This window comes from Salinibacterium sp. SWN1162, from assembly GCF_015864675.1.
GTDB lineage: Bacteria > Actinomycetota > Actinomycetes > Actinomycetales > Microbacteriaceae > Rhodoglobus.
Genome location: NZ_JADYWT010000001.1, coordinates 829,727 through 847,265, shown reverse-complemented (window position 1 = coordinate 847,265; position 17,539 = coordinate 829,727). Strand labels below are relative to the sequence as shown.

Genomic DNA, 17,539 nt, shown 5'->3' with positions numbered 1-17,539 from the left:
GCTTCGTGAAGCGCGGGCGCTACTGAGCGACCTGGTCGAGGGTGTACGGCGTGGGCTGCTGAGCAGCGTGCGGGTGCTCAGCACCGGCGTATACCTTCAGCTTCGAGAGCTGATCGCGGCCGAGCGAGTTCTTGGGGAGCATTCCACGGATGGCCTTTTCAACGGCGCGCGTGGGGTGCTTTTCCAGCATCTCGGAGTACGTGGTGGCTGTGAGCCCACCCGGGTAACCGGAGTGACGGTAAGCCTTCTTCTGCTTGAGCTTGGAACCGGTGAGGGCTACCTTCTCAGCGTTGATGATGATGACGAAGTCACCCATGTCCATGTGCGGAGCAAAGGTGGCCTTGTGCTTTCCGCGGAGCAGGATAGCTGCGTGGCTGGCGAGACGACCGAGGACGATGTCGGCTGCGTCGATGATGACCCATTCCCGCTTGATGTCGTCGGGCTTGGGCGAATATGTACGCGTCACAATAGTGCTGCTTTCATTGATCGAGTGAGGTGTTCGTGAATCCCGCTCCGATGGTTGTTTCAGAAGAAACAATGCCGGTTGGAGGGCTCATGATCGGATGTCGCACCCTATAGTGCAGACACCAAGGGTCAACACTAGCGGAACACTGCGCCTACGGCAAACGTCAGAGAGAGCAGGAACAGCTCAGCGCGTGCCCCGCGGGTTCGCCAGTCTCAGTCGAAGAGTTCGCGGCGCGAGCGGGTCAGCTCTGCACGTGCACCCAGTTCGTCGTCTGGCGGGTACCCCACCTCGACGAGCGACAGGCCCTTCGCCGGCATGACCTTGAACTCGCTTCGTTTGGAGCGCTCGTCGCGAATGTCAGCGGGGCGGGTGGCGTCAATTTTGCCTTGCCCCACGTGTACCCCTGCCCCCACGAGCGAACGCACCATGCTGTGGCAGAACGCATCCGCACGCACCTCGGCGAGGATGATCCCCTCATCGGTTCGGCGAAAGCTGAAATGTTCCAAAGTGCGCACCGTCGTGGCACCTTCGCGTGGTTTGCAGTACGCGGCCCAGTCGTGAAGCCCGAGCAGTTCTTTCGCAGCCACGTTCATGGCGTCGACGTCAAGCGTTGCCGGGTACCAGAGAGTGTGGTTGCGCTGGCGAGGGTCCCGCGGCGACAGGTTGTCGGCGATCCGATACTCATAGCGGCGCCACAGCGGCGAGAAGCGCGCGTCGAAGCCCTCGGGTGCGATGGCCGATTGCGTCAGAAAAATATCGGACTCGAGGCCGGTAATGCCGTTGATTCTGCGAGCCAAGGATGCGGGGCCGTCGTACCGTCGACCGCCCATGTTGCCGCGGCGGGGACGATCGAGACTGTGCAGTTGTCGGTCGGTGAGGTCCAGGTGTGCCACTTGGCCGGTGGCGTGTACGCCCGCATCAGTACGCCCAGCAACAACGAGCTGAGGGGTGACTCCGAAGCGACGAAACACAATCGCTAGGGCAGCCTCGATGGTCCCTTGGACCGTTCGCAGCGGCGGTGGCTGAATTCCCCACCCAAAGAAGTTCGTACCGTCATAGGCAATGTCGAGCCGCAAGCGCGTGTAATGGATGGCATCCAACTCAGGCGCCGGGATAGCGGGTGCCTCTTCATTCATACTTCAACCCTATTTCAACGAGAAAACCCCGGCCCGCATGAAGCGGAGCCGGGGTCTTCTCAAGCGAAGAAAGTTACTTCTCTTCTGCAGTCTCTTCGGTTGCAACCTCGTCGGTCACAACTTCTTCAGCAGGAGCTTCCTCTACGGCGGGCTCTTCTGCAGCAGCCTTGGGCTCAGCCTTAGCTGCAGCCTTCGGGGCCTTCTTCTTAGGTGTAACGGGCTCAAGAACGAGCTCCATCTGAACCATCGAAGCGTTGTCTCCCTTGCGGAAACCAAGCTTCGTGATGCGAGTGTAACCACCATCGCGGTTCTCAACCTGCGGCGCGATGACCGTGAAGAGTTCGTGGATGACGGTCTTGTCGCTGATGATTCCGAGCGCGCGGCGACGGTTGTGCAAGTCACCCTTCTTCGCGAACGTGATCAGGCGCTCAGCAACGGGACGCAGGCGCTTGGCACGCATTTCCGTTGTCTTGATGCTCTTGTGAGTGAACAGGGCTGCGGCCAGGTTGGCGAGCATGTGGCGCTCGTGCGCCGGTCCACCGCCGAGACGCGGGCCCTTAGTAGGTGTAGGCATTTTCTAGTTCTCCAGTGTCAAAGGTTCGAGCCAGTGGCTCAAGCGTTGGTCTCGTCGTCGGCGTATCCGCCGTAGAAGTGTGCTCCGTCGAATCCGGGAACGCTGTCCTTCAGCGACAGTCCCATCTCAACCAGCTTGTCGCGCACTTCATCAACCGACTTCTGACCGAAGTTACGGATGTTCATGAGCTGGGTCTCAGAAAGAGCAACCAGTTCACTTACGGTGTTGATGCCTTCGCGCTTGAGGCAGTTGTAGCTGCGCACCGAAAGATCAAGGTCTTCGATCGGCATGCTGAGCTCGGTCGAAAGCACGGCGTCAACCGGTGCAGGACCAATCTCGATACCCTCTGCTGCTGTGTTGAGCTCGCGAGCGAGACCAAACAGTTCGGTCAGCGTGCGACCGGCCGAAGCCACTGCATCGCGAGGAGTGATTGCGGACTTGGTTTCGACATCCACAACGAGACGGTCAAAGTCAGTGCGCTCACCGGCACGAGTTGCCTCGACACGGTAGGTGACCTTGAGTACGGGCGAGTAGATCGAGTCGACCGGAATTTGGCCGGCTTCGCTGAACTCGCTGCGGTTCTGCGTTGCGGTGACGTAGCCACGGCCACGCTCGATCGTCAGCTCAAGTTCAAACTTGGCCTTGTCGTTGAGCGTTGCAATGACGAGTTCCGGGTTGTGAATCTCTACACCGGCAGGTGCAGAAATGTCAGCCGCGGTAACTTCGCCCGCACCCTGCTTGCGCAGGTAAGCGGTGATGGGCTCGTCGTGCTCGCTGGAGACTACGAGGTTCTTGATGTTCAGGATGACCTCGGTCACGTCTTCTTTGACACCGGCGACGGTGCTGAATTCGTGAAGAACTCCGTCGATACGGATGCTGGTTACAGCGGCTCCGGGGATCGACGAAAGAAGGGTGCGACGAAGTGAGTTTCCGAGGGTGTAACCGAAACCGGGTTCGAGCGGCTCGATAACGAACCGTGAACGGAATTCGGAGATGTTCTCCTCAGCAAGGGTGGGACGCTGTGCAATGAGCACTGGTGATTCCTTTCGGCAAAGTGTCCGCTATATGACACTTGTGGGCGACGGGTGGCTGGCCCGACGTTGTATTGAGTTGTGCGCTGGAACTGTGTGCGAGGGCCACGAGGGGCCCTCGCTACACGACACCAGCACTAGCGAGTTGCCTCGTTAGTACGGCGTGAAACTAAACGCGACGACGCTTGGGCGGACGGCAACCGTTGTGCGTCTGCGGTGTTACGTCGTTGATCGAACCCACTTCGAGGCCAGCAGCCTGAAGCGAGCGGATCGCAGTTTCGCGACCTGAACCCGGTCCCTTGACGAAAACGTCTACCTTCTTGACACCGTGCTCCTGAGCCTGGCGCGCAGCTGACTCAGCAGACATCTGTGCGGCGTAAGGGGTCGACTTACGCGAACCCTTGAAACCGACAACACCTGACGACGACCAGGCAAGGACTGCGCCGGTCGGGTCGGTGATGGTCACGATGGTGTTGTTGAACGTTGACTTGATGTGGGCCTGGCCCACTGCAACATTCTTCTTTTCTTTACGACGCGGCTTACGAGCGGCCGATTTTGGTGCTGCCATTGTTTTCTCCTAAAACGTTGATGGCGACGACGCTGGGGTTGAACCCAGGGTCTATCGGGCCTTCTTCTTGCCGGCTACGGTGCGCTTCGGGCCCTTGCGGGTACGAGCGTTGGTCTTCGTGCGCTGTCCGTGAACGGGCAGTCCCTTGCGGTGACGGATACCCTGGTAGCTGCCGATTTCAACCTTGCGGCGGATGTCTGCTGCAACCTCACGACGGAGGTCACCTTCTACCTGGAAGTTTCCTTCGATGTAGTCACGCAGCGCGATGAGTTGATCATCGGTGAGATCCTGTACGCGGATCTCTCCGCTGATCTGGGTGTCGGCGAGTGCTTTGAGTGCACTCGTGCGGCCAACACCGTAAATGTAAGTCAGTGCGACCTCTACACGCTTGTCGCGTGGGATGTCGACGCCGGCTAGACGTGCCATAGTGGCTTCTCCTGTTGATGAGTGGAGGTCTGTAGCAGCACCTGTGCACCGGCCTCCAACCGATGGTGTCCCCCGTGCCCGCTTTCGCGGACGCAGGATCTGGTGTTGCTAGTTCTGTGTATTGAATTGTGTGCTGCGGTGTGTGGCGATCGCTCGCCCCACCCGCGCAGCCGTGCGATCTGCTCGCGGAACCTTAGCCCTGACGTTGCTTGTGGCGCGGGTTCGACTTGCAGATGACCATGACGCGTCCGTTGCGGCGAATAACGCGGCAGTGGTCGCAGATGGGCTTAACGCTGGGGTTAACCTTCATTATTTTTCCTTGTGAATCGCTGTCTTCGTTCCACTAGCCCTGCAAAGGAAAAGTGGACGTTACTTTCCAGCGCCCTTTACTTGTAGCGGTAAGTGATCCGGCCGCGAGTCAGGTCATACGGGCTCAGCTCTACAACTACACGGTCCTCCGGAAGGATTCGAATGTAGTTCTGTCGCATTTTGCCGGAGATGTGCGCGAGCACAACGTGGCCGTTCGTCAACTCAACACGAAACATCGCGTTGGGCAGAGCCTCGACTACTGCTCCTTCGATCTCAATGACACCGTCTTTTTTGGCCATAGCCTCTTCGTCGCTATAAGTGTGGTTCGCTGGTCTGCGTAGATTGTGGTGAGTGACTTTTGACAAAGCCAAGGCGCGAAAAAATCGGCCTGAAACACCAAAGAGAAAGCCTACGCTAATCCCGGGCGTTTCGCCAAGTTGGGTCTAAGATTGCGCTCTTACAGTTTCGACGGCCGCGTCGTAGAGGGCGTCACCGTTATGGAGTCCCATTACTGCTGTGACGAAGTCGGGGGCTGACAGCGATGACCGCAGCTCCGCCATCCGCACGCTCTCGGGATCTTCCGGCACGCTAAATTGCATGGCCGCACCGACCGCACGCAGGATAGCGCTCGGAGTCGTTCCGGAGGCTGCAAGTTCGCTGGCCGGGCTGATAAAACGTTCGTTGCGCGACAGTTTGCGCAGCGGACTGCGGCCCACGCGCTCAGGAGTGTCGGGCAAGTGCGGATTACTGAACCGGCGCGTGCAGGTCGCGACGTAGGAGGCGTGCTCCGAGGCGTCGAAACCGTGCTTCGCTATCAGCATCGCGCTGGTCTCCGCCAATACGGCGTCGACCTCAGCGGCAACCTCAGGGATCGCCATGGCCGCGGAGAGCGTTTCTGCTCCCCGAAGAAAGCCGTGGTAGGCCACAGTGGCGTGGCCGGTGTTGACGGTAAAGAGCTTGCGCTCGATATACGGCTCGAGGTTCTCGACGAAATGAACGTCAGCGATCTGCGGAACGTTGTCACCAAATGGCGCGCTCTCGATGGCCCACTCGAAGAAGTCTTCCACCGTGACGTCGAGACCGGCAGCTGGATCTTGGGCCGGAACGATACGGTCAACGGCAGTGTTCGCAAAGATTGCTTTCGCGGCGAGCGTGTCAGCGTCGACGGCAACCGCTACTTCGGCGCGCAGATTGTTGGTGGCGTACAGCGCGTTCTCGCAGGCAAGCACGTGCAACGGCGGCAAGTCGGCCGAACGAGCCTTAATGGCCTGAGCGATCAGGGGCGCAACGAACTTGAGGATGTTGGGGCCCACTGCGGTGGTCACCATGTCAGCGGTGGCGATCTCTTCGATCACACCAGCTTCGTTACTCGCACTATTGAGAGCCCGGAAGTTATCGACGGTCTCGGTGCGGGGCTCGGCGCCCACTTCGTGCACCTGGTAGCTGTCTGCGGCGGCGAGGCTATCAATGAGTTCTGCTGCGACATCCGCGAACACAATCTCGTAGCCGGCCTTGTGCAAAATCAGACCAACGAAGCCGCGGCCGATGTTGCCGGCTCCGAAGTGTACGGCCTTCATGCGTTGTTCAATTCAGAAAGTAGAGCGAGCAGTTCATCTTCGCCCGAAGCGTCGATGAGCTTCTGCACTTCATCGTTGTCACTAAAAATCGTGGCAACAGCGGCGAGAGTGTCCATGTGGCCACCGTCTTTGCCGGCGATGCCGACGACGAAGCGCACCTCATTCCCATCCCAATCGATGGGATCCGCGTACCGCACGAACGAGAGCGCAGACGACAAGATTGTGTCCTTGCCCTCGTTCGTGCCGTGCGGGATGGCTAGGAAGTTACCCATGAATGTTGATGTCATCTCTTCACGGGCCTTCATGAAGCCAAGGTACTCGGGCGTTACCGCGCCAGCAGCAATCAGAATCTCCGCCGCCTCAGCGATGGCCTCTTCTTTGGTGCGAGCGGTGCCAGCCGCTTTGATCTGGTCTAGCTCGAGTACCTTGCTCATGATTTCTCCTGTTATTCGCTAACCATGTTTACGACTTCGTCGTATTTCGGACTGTTCATGAAGTTATCAACTGAAACATGAATTGCGCCGGGAACTTTCTCGGTGGCACGATCCGTCAGTTGATTCTGCGTGATGATGAGGTCTTCCGACCCATCGAGGTTGGCGATCGCCTTGTTCGTGACGTTGACACCTTCGATGCCAGCCTTCGCGAACTTGTTCCGAAGAACGGTGGCGCCCATGGCACTCGATCCCATGCCTGCGTCACACGCAAACACAACGTTCTGGATCTTCGTTGCAGTGGCAGCACCAGTGGCAACACCAGCGGTCGCACCAGCAGCGGCACCGGTTCCGAGCAGGTCGCCTACCGAGCTGCCCTTACCCTTGTTGGCCTCGTTCTTAGCGACAGCCATTGCGAGAGCATCGTCGCCATTTGCCATAGCTTCAAGGTCGCGCTTGCGGCCGGCACGGATGATGATCGAGGCGACGAGGAACGAAACAGCCGCCGAGAAGACAACCGACAGCAGAACGCCGACGATGCTTCCGGGAGGTGTCTGTGCGATTACCGCAATGATCGATCCCGGTGATGCCGGTGCACGCAGACCTGATTGGAAGATGACGTTCGTAAGAACACCCGTTGCTCCACCAGCGATCGCAGCTACAACGAGTAGCGGCTTAGCCAATACGTACGGGAAGTAGATCTCGTGAATACCACCGACGAAGTGAATCAGGATGGCGCCCGGAGCGCTTGCGCGCAGCAGGCCGACACCGAATACCAGGAAGGCGAGCAGGATGCCGAGACCGGGGCCAGGGTTTGCTTCGATGAGGAACAAGATCGACTGACCCTTTTCGAGCGACTCCGCAGTTCCCAGCGGGGTAAATACACCGTGGTTGATGGCGTTGTTGAGGAAGAGGATCTTGCCTGGCTCAACGAACACGCTGGCCAAAGGCAGCAGGCTGTTGTCAACGAGGAATGCGATAACTGCTTCTAGGCCGTTACTGATCGCGGTGACGATCGGTGCGATCAAGAAGAACGAAGCGATTGCAAGAACCATGGCTACGATTCCGGCGGAGAAGTTGTCGACGAGCATCTCGAAGCCGGGGCGAATCTTGCCGGCCCAGAGAGCATCGATCTTCTTCATGACCCACGCAGAGCTGGGACCAACGAGCATTGCGCCGAGGAACATCGGAATACCCGCACCGATGATGACACCCACGGTCGCGATCGTGGCGACAACGCCACCACGCGTTCCGTAGACCATGCGTCCTGCGGTGTTCGCAATCAGCAAGGGAAGCAAGTACGTGATCATCGGCCCAACGAGACCCGTGTTGGTGACCTCAGGATCGAGGCTCCAACCACCGAGCTGCTGAACCCATACCGCGTCGATACCGAGCAGCGGCAGCCAACCGGTTTGGATGAACAGTGCAGTAATAAAGCCCCAAGCGATGAATGCCGCGATGTTGGGCATCACCATTCCGCTAACGAAGGTTCCAAATTTCTGGACCCCTACGCGCGCACCGCCACTCTTGGCGGTCGTAGACGACGTTGTCATTGTTTTACTCCGATATCTGTGATGTGAGGATACTGCGAGGGAAGCGACCGAACACGACTAGCTCTCGTCGTGATCGGTACTGAGAATTTCAGTCAGGGTAGCGATGACAGCGTCGGCGCCATCGCCTTCAGCCGTAATGGTGACTTCGTCGCCATGCGTTACACCCAGCGAAATAACGCTCAGGATGCTGGAGGCATTCACTGACTTATCGCCTTTGGCGATGGTGACGTCGAGACCAGAGGCAGCCGCCGCCTGAGTGAAGAGCGAAGCGGGGCGAGCGTGAAGCCCGTGCGCTGAGGCCACCCGAATAGTTTGTTCAGCCATTGTTGCTGCTTTCTGTCGTTACCTGAGGGAGAGCGTTGAGTAGGTCGAGGGCGAGGTCTGCTCCAGCGGCATTGAAATTGATCGCCGGGAGCTGTACAGCTCTAGCGCCGATCGCCGCAGCTGCAATTTCTGCCTGATCGAAGAAGTCGGAGACGTGGGAGCTGACCAGCACGACGTCTACCGACGTGAGAGGCATACTCAACGCGGCGACACTTGCCGGTGTGAAGGTGTGGGCGATCCCACGAATAGTTGCCTGACGGCGCAGCGCATGAGCCAAAAAGGTGCTCGAGGCACCTGCACCGCAGAGAACCAGCACTGTAGACACCTGATCGCCTCCTCGCGAAAATAAAACGAACTTCCTTGAGTGTCTATCGTCGCTGTGATGCACCTGCGAGTTCCACTAGAGAAGATTCCGCCCCCGCGGAAAGGTTCATGCGCAAGAATGGTTATCTCATGCTCGATAAACACGCGCGACTCATAGAACACCTCGCCCAGTCTGAGGCGTGGGTGACCGCTGCTGAGCTCGCAGACAAGCTCGGGGTTACCACTCGCAGCGTGCGCAGCTACGTCACCGCCGTGAAGTCGTCAGCGCTCCCTCTCGAGGTTATCGAGTCCTCGACGTCGGGCTACCGCCTCAACCGCGAGAACTACGCCGAGTTTCTCAAAGGAGCGTCGAATCGCGAGTCTGAGCGCCCGCGCGATCGCCATTATCACCTAATTCGACGACTCGGAGATGCCCCCGAGGGCTCCGACATCCACGCTCTCGCGGCCAGTTTCTTCGTGAGCGAGTCAACAATCGAGGCCGACCTCCGCAAGGTAAAAGCTGTCGTGGAGGAATCGGGCCTCACTCTTTCTCGCCGCGGGCCATTAGTAATCTTGGCGGGAACGGAGCCGAGTCTTCGCCGGTTGCTCAGCGCTATGTTTAGGCACGAAGAGTCGCAAGGGTTCCTCGAGCTCGAGAGCATCCAACGCGAATTCGAGTCGTCAGATCTCCGCTCCTTCAAAACCGAGCTACTCGCTCTGCTCGATTCTCACGGCTATTTCGTCAACGAGTATGGAATCAATCACGTGCTGTTGCACGTCGCTATCGCCGCAGACCGTTCGGGACCATCGGAAGCTGCGCTCGCTACACCGTCGGCCGCCGAGCCAGAGGACGCATCGACAAATTCAGCGGCGTTTTCAAGCGATCTTGCGACCCTCATCACGACCCATTTCGGTGCCAACCTGCGCCAAGAAGACGTCATGGAGATCGAGCTACTGCTCACGACCCGAGTCATCACGCGGGCGACCAGCCCCAGCTCCCCCGCTGATGTAGATCTTGAGGAACTGATCACACGCGTTCGTCGCACAGTGCAGCATGTGGGCGAGGAATACCTCATCGACCTCGACGATGATGATTTCATCATGAGGTTGTCCCTTCACGTGCGCAACCTCATCGCACGGGCTCACGACCTCTCGTACTCGCGCAACCCGATGACGCGGTCGATTAAGACCACTTACCCGATGATTTATGAGCTCGCCGTTTTCATCGCGGCCGAGGTTCAACGTGACGAAGGCATCCTCATCCACGACGATGAGATTTCCTACATTGCTCTCCACGTGGGCTCGCATCTCGAACGGCAGGCAAAGCGGGAGGTCCGGCTTACGGCCGCTCTGGTCTGCCCCAATTACCACGACCTCCACGTGATTCTGCGAGAGCGAATCGAAGCTGTGCTTGGCGACGAACTACAGCTGCGCATTGTGATCACCAGAAACGATGTAGATCTGGCCGAACTCTCCACCGACCTCGTGCTCACGACGATCGACTTGCGGTCATTCGCTGACAACGTCGTGCTAATTCAACCGTTCCTCACCGAGACGGATGTGGATGCGATCCGGCGCGCCATCGGCCGCGTGCGTCGCCTGCGCCGCCGACGTCAGCTCACGGATGAACTCCTCCGCTTCTTCGATCCCGCGCTCTTCCTCCGCAACTTCACTGCTCCGAGCGAAGAGGCGATGATCGCCGCGCTGGGGACGCGCATGGTCACCGCCGGCGTGATCGATGCCGGCTACATCACGGGCGCGATCGAGCGTGAGCGCATGTCGTCAACAGCGTTCACCGATACACTCGCGGTCCCCCACGCCATGACCATGAACGCCCATCGCACCGCAATCAGCATCGTAATCAATGAGACGCCGATGCCCTGGGGCGAGAATCGTGTCAATGTTATTGCGCTCATCGCGTTCAGCGCAGCGGGACGAAGCTCTTTTCAAACCGTGTTCGACCAGTTCGTCACGGTATTTTCCGACCGCGACTATGTCCAACAATTGGTGAAAAAGGCCGTGGACTTCCCGACCTTCATCGAGGAATTAGTTCGCGGCATCGAGGACTAAACGAACGCCGACCTCAACGCCAACGCGAGCTCATTGTTAACGAAGAAATCCCCGCCGCCAGTAGGCAACGGGGATTTCTGCAGTTTCGAAACTAGCGCGAACCGGCGTCTGTGGCCTTGATCCCGCGATCAAAAAGAGCTTCAGTGATGCGCGCCGTGACAGCGTCGACTTCACCGAGGGCATCGATCGTGACCAGCACATCGCGACTCGCGTAAGTTGTGATCAGCGGCGCGGTCTGCTCGCTGTAGACCTCAAGGCGGTGGCGTACCACTTCCTCGGTATCGTCACTTCGGCCTTGTTCGAGAGCGCGCTTACGCAGGCGTCCCACGACGACTTCAGTATCAGCTTCAAGCTCGACCACAACGTCTAGCGCTGAGCCATGGCTCGCGAGAAAGGCGTCAAGTTCGCGCACCTGATCAGTAGTGCGGGGGTAGCCATCGAGAAGGAAGCCGTCCTTGGCGTCATCTTCTTCGAGGCGATCGCGAATGAGCGCGTTCGTCAGCGAGTCGGGAACATTGTCGCCGGCATCCATAAATGCCTTCGCCTCGTTCCCCAACTCGGTGCCGTTCTTCACATTGCTGCGAAAAATGTCGCCTGTTGAGATTGCCGGAACGCCGTAAATCTGGGCTAGACGAGCAGCCTGCGTGCCTTTTCCAGCACCAGGAGGACCAATCAAGAGAAGTCGTGTCAACGCAACAAACCTTCGTAGTGGCGCTGCTGCAGCTGCGAATCGATTTGCTTGACAGTCTCAAGACCGACACCAACGATAATCAGGATGCTAGCTCCGCCGAATGGGAAATTCTGGTTGGCCCCGATGACCACAAACGCGATCAAAGGGATCATTGCCACAAGGCCGAGATACAGCGAGCCGGGCAACGTTACACGAGTCAATACGTAATCCAAGTATTCGGCGGTCGGTCGACCAGCGCGGATACCGGGAATGAAGCCACCGTACTTCTTCATGTTGTCGGCAACTTCTTCCGGGTTGAACGTGATTGCTACGTAGAAGTAAGTGAAGCCAACGATGAGCAGGAAGTAACCGATCATGTAGATCGGGCTATCGCCGGAGACCAGGTTGTTCTGGACCCAGACGACCCATGCTGCGGAAGTTTCGCCAGCTTGTGGCTGGTTGAACTGCGCGATAAGAGCAGGGAGATAGAGCAACGATGAGGCGAAGATCACGGGGATAACGCCGGCCATGTTGACCTTGATGGGGATGTACGTGTTGTTACCGCCATAGGTGCGACGGCCGACCATACGCTTCGCGTACTGAACTGGGATCCGTCGCTGGGACTGCTCGACGAAGACTACGGCGCCCATGATGAGGATGCCCATGAGGAGTACAAGAACGAAGGTCTCGATTCCGCTGGCAACGTAGATACCCCAGAGAGCACTCGGGAAGGTTGCAGCGATCGAAGTGAAGATCAGCAGGGACATGCCGTTACCGATGCCACGCTCTGTGACGAGCTCGCCCATCCACATGATGAGGCCGGTACCGGCGGTCATCGTGATAACCATCAGCAGAATGGCGTACCACGCATCGTTGGTGATGAGTTGGCTACATTCAGCCACGCCAGCCGACTGGAACAGTGCGCCGCTTCGGGCAACCGTGATCAGTGTCGTGGACTGGAGAATCGCCAGAGCGATGGTGAGGTAACGCGTGTACTGCGTCAGCGTTGCTTGGCCGGACTGGCCCTCTTTGTGAAGAGTCTCGAAGTGCGGAATGACCACGCGGAGTAGTTGCACGATGATCGATGCCGTGATGTACGGCATGATTCCGAGTGCAAATACGGAAAGTTGGAGAAGCGCCCCACCACTAAAGAGGTTGATGAGGTCGTACAACCCGCCACTCGAAGCATTAGCTGCGAGACAGGCCTGAACGTTACCGAAGTCAACGAACGGCGCGGGGATGAAGGAGCCAAGCCTAAACAGCGCAATGATGCCTAGCGTGAACCCGATCTTCCTGCGAAGGTCAGGCGTGCGGACAATCCGCGCGACAGCTTTAAACACAAGGCCTCCGATTTATCTATGTACTACGGGCAAGTGGGGAACCCCTTGCGGGATTCCCCACTCAACCTGCTTGCGCGTGCCACCGGTGTGACGCACACAACACTAACGTTTGTCGTAGTGACAGTTACTGAACCGAACCGCCGGCTGCAACGATCTTCTGCTCGGCAGAGCCGGAGACCTTGTCAACTACAACGTTCAGCTTAACCGTAATATCGCCTTGACCAAGAACCTTGACCTTTTCGTTCTTGCGAACGGCGCCCTTCGACACGAGGTCAGCGATAGTTACATCGCCACCCTTGGGGTACAGTTCCGCGAGCTTCTCAAGGTTTACAACCTGGTACTCAACACGGAACGGGTTCTTGAATCCGCGCAACTTAGGTGCACGCATGACGAAGTTGATGTTTCCACCTTCGAAACCAACACGCATGTTGTAACGCGCCTTGGTTCCCTTGGTACCTCGACCCGCGGTCTTACCCTTGGATCCCTCACCACGACCAACACGCATGCGGTCCTTCTTGGCACCGGCAGCGGGGCGGAGGTGGTGCATTTTCAGAACCTGCGGGCGGCTTACAACATCGTCGCTAGACGACTTCTTTGCAGTTGACGCCTTAGCAGCGGTCGACTTCGCAGGAGCCTTCGTGGTGGATGCCTTCGCAGCGGGCGCCTTGTCAGCAGCAGCCTTTGCAGGTGCAGCCTTCTTGGCAGCAGGTGCCTTAGCGGCAGCAGCCTTAGGGGCTGCCGCCTTCTTTGGAGTTTCTTTCTCGTCAGCCATTAGTCAATCTCCTCGACCTTGACAAGGTGAGCAACCGTGTTGACGTAACCACGGTTCTGCGAGTTGTCCTCGCGAATAACCACGCCGCCGATGCGCTTGAGCCCAAGGCTGCGCAACGTGTCGCGTTGATTCTGCTTCTCACTGATTTTGGACTTGATCTGGGTTACCTTCAGGCGACCAGCCATCAGACACCTGCCTTAGCTTCAGCCTCGGCGCGCAGCAAGCGTGCCGGGATAACGTGTTCTGCCTCGAGGCCACGACGAGCAGCAACCGCGCGAGGCTCTTCGAGCTCCTTGAGCGCTGCGACCGTAGCGTGAACGATGTTGATCGTGTTCGAAGAACCGAGCGACTTGCTGAGAACGTCGTGGATACCGGCGCACTCAAGTACGGCGCGAACGGGTCCACCAGCGATAACACCGGTACCAGCGGATGCGGGACGCAGCAGAACTACGCCTGCAGCTGCCTCGCCCTGAACCGAGTGAGGAATCGTAGCGCCGACGCGAGGAACGCGGAAGAAGTTCTTCTTCGCCTCTTCGACACCCTTGGAGATCGCGAGAGGAACTTCGCGAGCCTTGCCGTATCCGACTCCAACCATGCCGTTACCGTCACCGACGACGACGAGAGCGGTGAAGCTGAAGCGACGACCACCCTTGACTACCTTCGATACACGGTTGATGGTGACGACGCGCTCCAGGAACTGGTTCTTGTCGTTGTCGCGGCTGTTGTTTCCGCCACGGCCACCACGGTCTGGTCCACGCTCACGGCCGCCACGACGAGCCTCGCGGGGCTCGCTCGTTACGTCGGTTGCTGGGGCGTCTACGACGACCTCAGGAACGGAGATGGCGCTAGTCGCCTCAGCGGCCACGGCCTGCTCCTTGTTTGTTGTCTTGTTGTCCACGTTGTCGCTCACAGGTTCAATCCACCCTCTCGCGCTCCGTCGGCGATAGCTGCTACGCGTCCTGCGTAACGGCTTCCACCACGATCAAATACGACGGCTTCGACACCGGCCTGCTTCGCGCGCTCGGCGACCATTTCACCGATCTTGCGTGCCTTGGCGGTCTTGTCTCCGTCGAACGTACGCATGTCCGACTCCATGGTCGATGCAGAAGCGACGGTTACGCCCTTCGAGTCATCGACAACCTGGACGAACACGTGACGCGCTGAGCGCGTAACCACGAGACGGGGGCGCACCTCAGTGCCCACAACCTTCTTGCGGAGACGTGCGTGACGACGGCCCTTAGCGGCCGACTTGCTCTTACCTCTGGTTCCGAGAGCCATGTCTACTTACCACTCTTTCCGGCCTTGCGACGAACAACTTCGCCGGCGTAGCGCACACCCTTGCCCTTGTAGGGCTCTGGCTTACGCAATTTACGAATGTTGGCTGCTACTTCGCCAACCGCCTGCTTGTCGATGCCGCTGACAACTAGTTTGTTGTTTCCCTCGACCGCGAAGCTAATGCCTGCGGGCGGGTCAACGGTGATCGAGTGCGAGTACCCGAGAGCAAACTCAACTGAGCTGCCCTTTGCGGTGACACGGTAACCAGTACCAACGACCTCAAGGCCCTTGGTGTAACCCTCGGTGACACCGACGATTTGGTTGGCGATGAGCGTACGGGTCAAGCCGTGAAGCGAACGCGATTCGCGCTCGTCGTCGGGACGAGTTACAAGAACTTGACCCTCTTCGAGTGCTACAGCGATGGGAGCCTTGACGGAGAGCGCGAGCTCACCCTTCGGGCCCTTTACAGCGACGTCTTGGCCGTTGATGGTGATGGTGACACCAGCGGGGACATCAATAGGAAGTCTTCCGATACGTGACATTTTTGGTTACCACACGTAGGCGAGGACTTCCCCACCTACGCCCTTCGTAGTCGCCTCTTTGTCGGTCAAAAGACCGGAGGAGGTGGACAAAATCGCCACGCCGAGTCCGCCAAGAACCTTGGGGATTTCGGTCGAGCGAGCGTATACACGAAGACCAGGCTTCGAAACACGCTTGATTCCCTTGATGGAACGCTCGCGGGCGGGTCCGTACTTGAGTTCGATCGTGAGGGTCTGGCCCACGCGAGCGTCTTCGTTCGTCCAGCTGAGGATGTATCCCTCTGCCTTCAGCATTTCTGCCAGGCGCGTCTTCAGCTTGCTCGAGGGCATTGAAACGCTGTCGTGGTGCGCCGAGTTGGCATTGCGCAGTCTGGTCAGCATGTCAGCGACCGGATCTGTCATTGTCATAATGTGTTTCCTGTCTCAACTGGTTTCGGCATCCGTTACACGAAGGCCGACCTGATTGATCGGTGTTACTTGGTTAGTTAGATGCGTTCTCAGCGGAACGGAAGGGGAAGCCCAGTGCCTTAAGCAGTGCGCGACCTTCTTCGTTGTTCTTGCCGGTGGTGACGATAGTGATATCGAAACCGCGAACGCGGTCAATCTTGTCCTGGTCGATCTCGTGGAACATGGACTGTTCCGTGAGGCCGAAGGTGTAGTTACCGTTGCCGTCGAACTGCTTGTCCGACAGGCCGCGGAAGTCACGGATACGAGGAAGTGCCAACGTGATCAAGCGGTCGAGGAACTCCCAAGCGCGGTCGCCACGGAGGGTGACGTGTGCGCCAATGGGCTGTCCTTCACGGAGCTTGAACTGAGCGATCGACTTGCGAGCGCTCGTTACGTAGGGCTTCTGACCGGTGATCGCGATGAGGTCCTTGACGGCTCCATCGATGATCTTTCCGTCGCGAGCAGCTTCACCAACACCAGTGTTCACGACGATCTTGACGATGCCGGGAATCTGGTTGACGTTGGTAAGACCGAGGTCCTTCTTGAGCTGTTCCGCGAGTTCAGTGCGGTACTTCTGCTTGAGGCGCGGCTGGATTTTGCCAGCAGCAGGTGCAGTCGTCGTCATTAGTCTGCGTCCTTCTCGGTTGCCTTCTCGGCATCCTTCTTGGAAGCCTTCGGCTCAGCCTTGGCGGCCGCCGACTTCTTGGTCTCTACGCGGCGCGACTTCTTGAAGAAGCGCTCACGCGTGGTCTTGCCACGGTCATCGGTGCTGACGGTGAAGCCAACACGAGCCGGGAGCTTGGTCTCGGGGTCAACGAGAGCGAGGTTGGACACGTGAATCGGTGCCTCCATCGTCTCGATGCCACCGGTCTTGGTTCCACGCTGAGTCTGGCCGACCTTGACGTGCTTGGTGACGAAATTGACACCCTCCACGACAACGCGGTCTTTCCCAGCGATAACACTGATGACGCGACCCTGCTTGCCGCGGCTTCCGCCACGCTCTTGAGTCGGGCCGCTGATGACCTGTACGAGGTCACCCTTGCGAATCTTTGCCATAACTACAGCACCTCCGGTGCGAGCGAGATGATCTTCATGAACTTCTTGTCACGAAGCTCACGGCCGACCGGCCCGAAGATACGGGTACCACGGGGGTCTCCGCCATCGGACTTGAGGATTACAGCCGCGTTCTCATCGAACTTGATGTATGAGCCGTCTGGACGACGAGTCTGCTTGATGACGCGAACGATGACGGCCTTGACGACCTCACCCTTCTTGACGTTTCCGCCAGGAATAGCGTCTTTGACGGTTGCCACGATGACATCGCCGAGACCTGCGTAACGACGGCCGGAGCCACCGAGAACGCGAATCGTGAGGAGCTCCTTGGCGCCGGTGTTGTCGGCAACCTTTACTCGGGATTCCTGCTGAAGCATTACTTAGCCTTTTCGAGGATCTCGACCAGACGCCAGCGCTTCGTAGCGCTGAGCGGACGGGTCTCGCTGATAAGTACGGAGTCACCGACGCCGGCCGTGTTGGCCTCGTCGTGAACCTTCACCTTGGAGTTACGGCGAATAACCTTGCCGTACAACGGGTGCTTTACGCGGTCTTCAACGATAACGACGATGGTCTTATCCATCTTGTCGCTCGTTACCAAACCACGGCGGGTCTTACGGTACCCACGAGCGACCTCGGCGGTCTCCGCGGTCTTGTTGTCTTCAACCTTGGCCATGA

At 58.4% G+C, this 17,539-nt stretch carries 25 protein-coding genes and 1 pseudogene; 1 reads left to right on the top strand and 25 read right to left on the bottom strand.

Annotated features, from left to right (window positions below; genetic code table 11):
* Positions 1-19: 19 nt before the first annotated feature.
* The 13 genes from rplM to I6E58_RS03910 all read right to left on the bottom strand — a co-directional run bounded on the left by rplM (position 20) and on the right by I6E58_RS03910 (position 8,720).
* Entirely contained in the window at positions 20-466 is a 447-nt protein-coding gene (gene rplM / locus I6E58_RS03970; protein WP_197130607.1) for a 50S ribosomal protein L13, read from the bottom strand.
* A 212-nt stretch (positions 467-678) separates the two neighbouring features.
* The gene (locus tag I6E58_RS03965; protein WP_197130604.1) at positions 679-1,602 is read right to left on the bottom strand and encodes a tRNA pseudouridine(38-40) synthase TruA; all 924 of its coding nucleotides are present in this window, start codon (positions 1,600-1,602) and stop codon (positions 679-681) included.
* A 73-nt stretch (positions 1,603-1,675) separates the two neighbouring features.
* Positions 1,676-2,176 carry a 50S ribosomal protein L17 gene (gene rplQ / locus I6E58_RS03960; RefSeq protein ID WP_129072179.1) on the bottom strand — a complete coding sequence of 167 codons (501 nt, stop codon included), beginning with the start codon at positions 2,174-2,176 and terminating at the stop codon, positions 1,676-1,678.
* A gap of 38 nt (positions 2,177-2,214) precedes the next feature.
* Entirely contained in the window at positions 2,215-3,210 is a 996-nt protein-coding gene (locus I6E58_RS03955) for a DNA-directed RNA polymerase subunit alpha (protein ID WP_129072180.1), read from the bottom strand.
* Positions 3,211-3,376: 166 nt separating this feature from the next.
* Positions 3,377-3,775, bottom strand: a complete 399-nt coding sequence (rpsK, locus tag I6E58_RS03950) for a 30S ribosomal protein S11 (protein ID WP_009773100.1) — start codon at positions 3,773-3,775, stop codon at positions 3,377-3,379.
* A gap of 51 nt (positions 3,776-3,826) precedes the next feature.
* Positions 3,827-4,201: a 30S ribosomal protein S13 gene (rpsM, locus tag I6E58_RS03945; protein WP_129072181.1), complete on the bottom strand. Its 375-nt coding sequence runs from the start codon at positions 4,199-4,201 to the stop codon at positions 3,827-3,829.
* Between the two features lie 193 nt (positions 4,202-4,394).
* Entirely contained in the window at positions 4,395-4,511 is a 117-nt protein-coding gene (gene rpmJ / locus I6E58_RS03940) for a 50S ribosomal protein L36 (protein ID WP_129072182.1), read from the bottom strand.
* Positions 4,512-4,587: 76 nt separating this feature from the next.
* Positions 4,588-4,809: a translation initiation factor IF-1 gene (gene infA, locus I6E58_RS03935; protein WP_010203795.1), complete on the bottom strand. Its 222-nt coding sequence runs from the start codon at positions 4,807-4,809 to the stop codon at positions 4,588-4,590.
* 144 nt (positions 4,810-4,953) lie between these two features.
* Positions 4,954-6,087, bottom strand: coding sequence for a mannitol-1-phosphate 5-dehydrogenase (locus tag I6E58_RS03930; protein WP_197130601.1), 1,134 nt, complete (start codon positions 6,085-6,087; stop codon positions 4,954-4,956).
* Positions 6,084-6,521, bottom strand: a complete 438-nt coding sequence (locus I6E58_RS03925) for a PTS sugar transporter subunit IIA (protein ID WP_129072184.1) — start codon at positions 6,519-6,521, stop codon at positions 6,084-6,086. Before I6E58_RS03925 ends, I6E58_RS03930 begins: the two co-directional genes overlap by 4 nt.
* An 11-nt stretch (positions 6,522-6,532) precedes the next feature.
* Entirely contained in the window at positions 6,533-8,071 is a 1,539-nt protein-coding gene (locus tag I6E58_RS03920) for a PTS mannitol transporter subunit IICB (protein ID WP_197130598.1), read from the bottom strand.
* A 57-nt stretch (positions 8,072-8,128) separates the two neighbouring features.
* Entirely contained in the window at positions 8,129-8,395 is a 267-nt protein-coding gene (locus tag I6E58_RS03915; protein ID WP_197130595.1) for an HPr family phosphocarrier protein, read from the bottom strand.
* The gene (locus I6E58_RS03910; protein ID WP_197130592.1) at positions 8,388-8,720 is read right to left on the bottom strand and encodes a PTS sugar transporter subunit IIB; all 333 of its coding nucleotides are present in this window, start codon (positions 8,718-8,720) and stop codon (positions 8,388-8,390) included. The genes I6E58_RS03915 and I6E58_RS03910 overlap by 8 nt, the downstream gene beginning before the upstream one ends.
* Before the next feature lie 128 nt (positions 8,721-8,848).
* Between I6E58_RS03910 and I6E58_RS03905 the strand changes: the two genes are divergently transcribed.
* Positions 8,849-10,768 (top strand): transcription antiterminator, encoded by a 1,920-nt coding sequence (locus I6E58_RS03905; protein ID WP_197130589.1) that lies wholly within the window; start codon positions 8,849-8,851, stop codon positions 10,766-10,768.
* A gap of 91 nt (positions 10,769-10,859) precedes the next feature.
* Here I6E58_RS03905 and I6E58_RS03900 read toward each other — a convergent pair whose 3' ends face one another.
* The 12 genes and pseudogenes from I6E58_RS03900 to rpsQ form a co-directional block, all read right to left on the bottom strand.
* Positions 10,860-11,459, bottom strand: coding sequence for an adenylate kinase (locus I6E58_RS03900; RefSeq protein ID WP_197130586.1), 600 nt, complete (start codon positions 11,457-11,459; stop codon positions 10,860-10,862).
* A complete protein-coding gene (gene secY / locus I6E58_RS03895) occupies positions 11,456-12,778 on the bottom strand; it encodes a preprotein translocase subunit SecY (RefSeq protein WP_129072190.1) in 1,323 nt (440 codons plus the stop codon). The genes I6E58_RS03900 and secY overlap by 4 nt, the downstream gene beginning before the upstream one ends.
* 124 nt (positions 12,779-12,902) lie before the next feature.
* Positions 12,903-13,550 (bottom strand): 50S ribosomal protein L15, encoded by a 648-nt coding sequence (rplO, locus tag I6E58_RS03890; RefSeq protein ID WP_197130583.1) that lies wholly within the window; start codon positions 13,548-13,550, stop codon positions 12,903-12,905.
* A complete protein-coding gene (gene rpmD, locus I6E58_RS03885) occupies positions 13,550-13,735 on the bottom strand; it encodes a 50S ribosomal protein L30 (protein WP_129072192.1) in 186 nt (61 codons plus the stop codon). The genes rplO and rpmD overlap by 1 nt, the downstream gene beginning before the upstream one ends.
* Positions 13,735-14,460: a 30S ribosomal protein S5 gene (gene rpsE / locus I6E58_RS03880; RefSeq protein ID WP_129072193.1), complete on the bottom strand. Its 726-nt coding sequence runs from the start codon at positions 14,458-14,460 to the stop codon at positions 13,735-13,737. Before rpsE ends, rpmD begins: the two co-directional genes overlap by 1 nt.
* Positions 14,457-14,828 carry a 50S ribosomal protein L18 gene (rplR, locus tag I6E58_RS03875; protein ID WP_100388203.1) on the bottom strand — a complete coding sequence of 124 codons (372 nt, stop codon included), beginning with the start codon at positions 14,826-14,828 and terminating at the stop codon, positions 14,457-14,459. Before rplR ends, rpsE begins: the two co-directional genes overlap by 4 nt.
* 2 nt (positions 14,829-14,830) lie before the next feature.
* A complete protein-coding gene (rplF, locus tag I6E58_RS03870; protein ID WP_129072194.1) occupies positions 14,831-15,367 on the bottom strand; it encodes a 50S ribosomal protein L6 in 537 nt (178 codons plus the stop codon).
* 6 nt (positions 15,368-15,373) lie between these two features.
* Positions 15,374-15,772 carry a 30S ribosomal protein S8 gene (rpsH, locus tag I6E58_RS03865; RefSeq protein WP_197130580.1) on the bottom strand — a complete coding sequence of 133 codons (399 nt, stop codon included), beginning with the start codon at positions 15,770-15,772 and terminating at the stop codon, positions 15,374-15,376.
* Between the two features lie 73 nt (positions 15,773-15,845).
* Positions 15,846-16,436 carry a 50S ribosomal protein L5 gene (gene rplE / locus I6E58_RS03860; protein ID WP_129072196.1) on the bottom strand — a complete coding sequence of 197 codons (591 nt, stop codon included), beginning with the start codon at positions 16,434-16,436 and terminating at the stop codon, positions 15,846-15,848.
* A gap of 95 nt (positions 16,437-16,531) precedes the next feature.
* Positions 16,532-16,867: pseudogene (rplX, locus tag I6E58_RS03855) on the bottom strand (50S ribosomal protein L24); the annotation flags it as partial.
* A gap of 2 nt (positions 16,868-16,869) precedes the next feature.
* The gene (rplN, locus tag I6E58_RS03850) at positions 16,870-17,241 is read right to left on the bottom strand and encodes a 50S ribosomal protein L14 (RefSeq protein ID WP_100388198.1); all 372 of its coding nucleotides are present in this window, start codon (positions 17,239-17,241) and stop codon (positions 16,870-16,872) included.
* Complete coding sequence (gene rpsQ / locus I6E58_RS03845; protein WP_129072198.1) at positions 17,241-17,537, bottom strand: 30S ribosomal protein S17; 297 nt, start codon at positions 17,535-17,537, stop codon at positions 17,241-17,243. Before rpsQ ends, rplN begins: the two co-directional genes overlap by 1 nt.
* Positions 17,538-17,539: the final 2 nt, after the last annotated feature.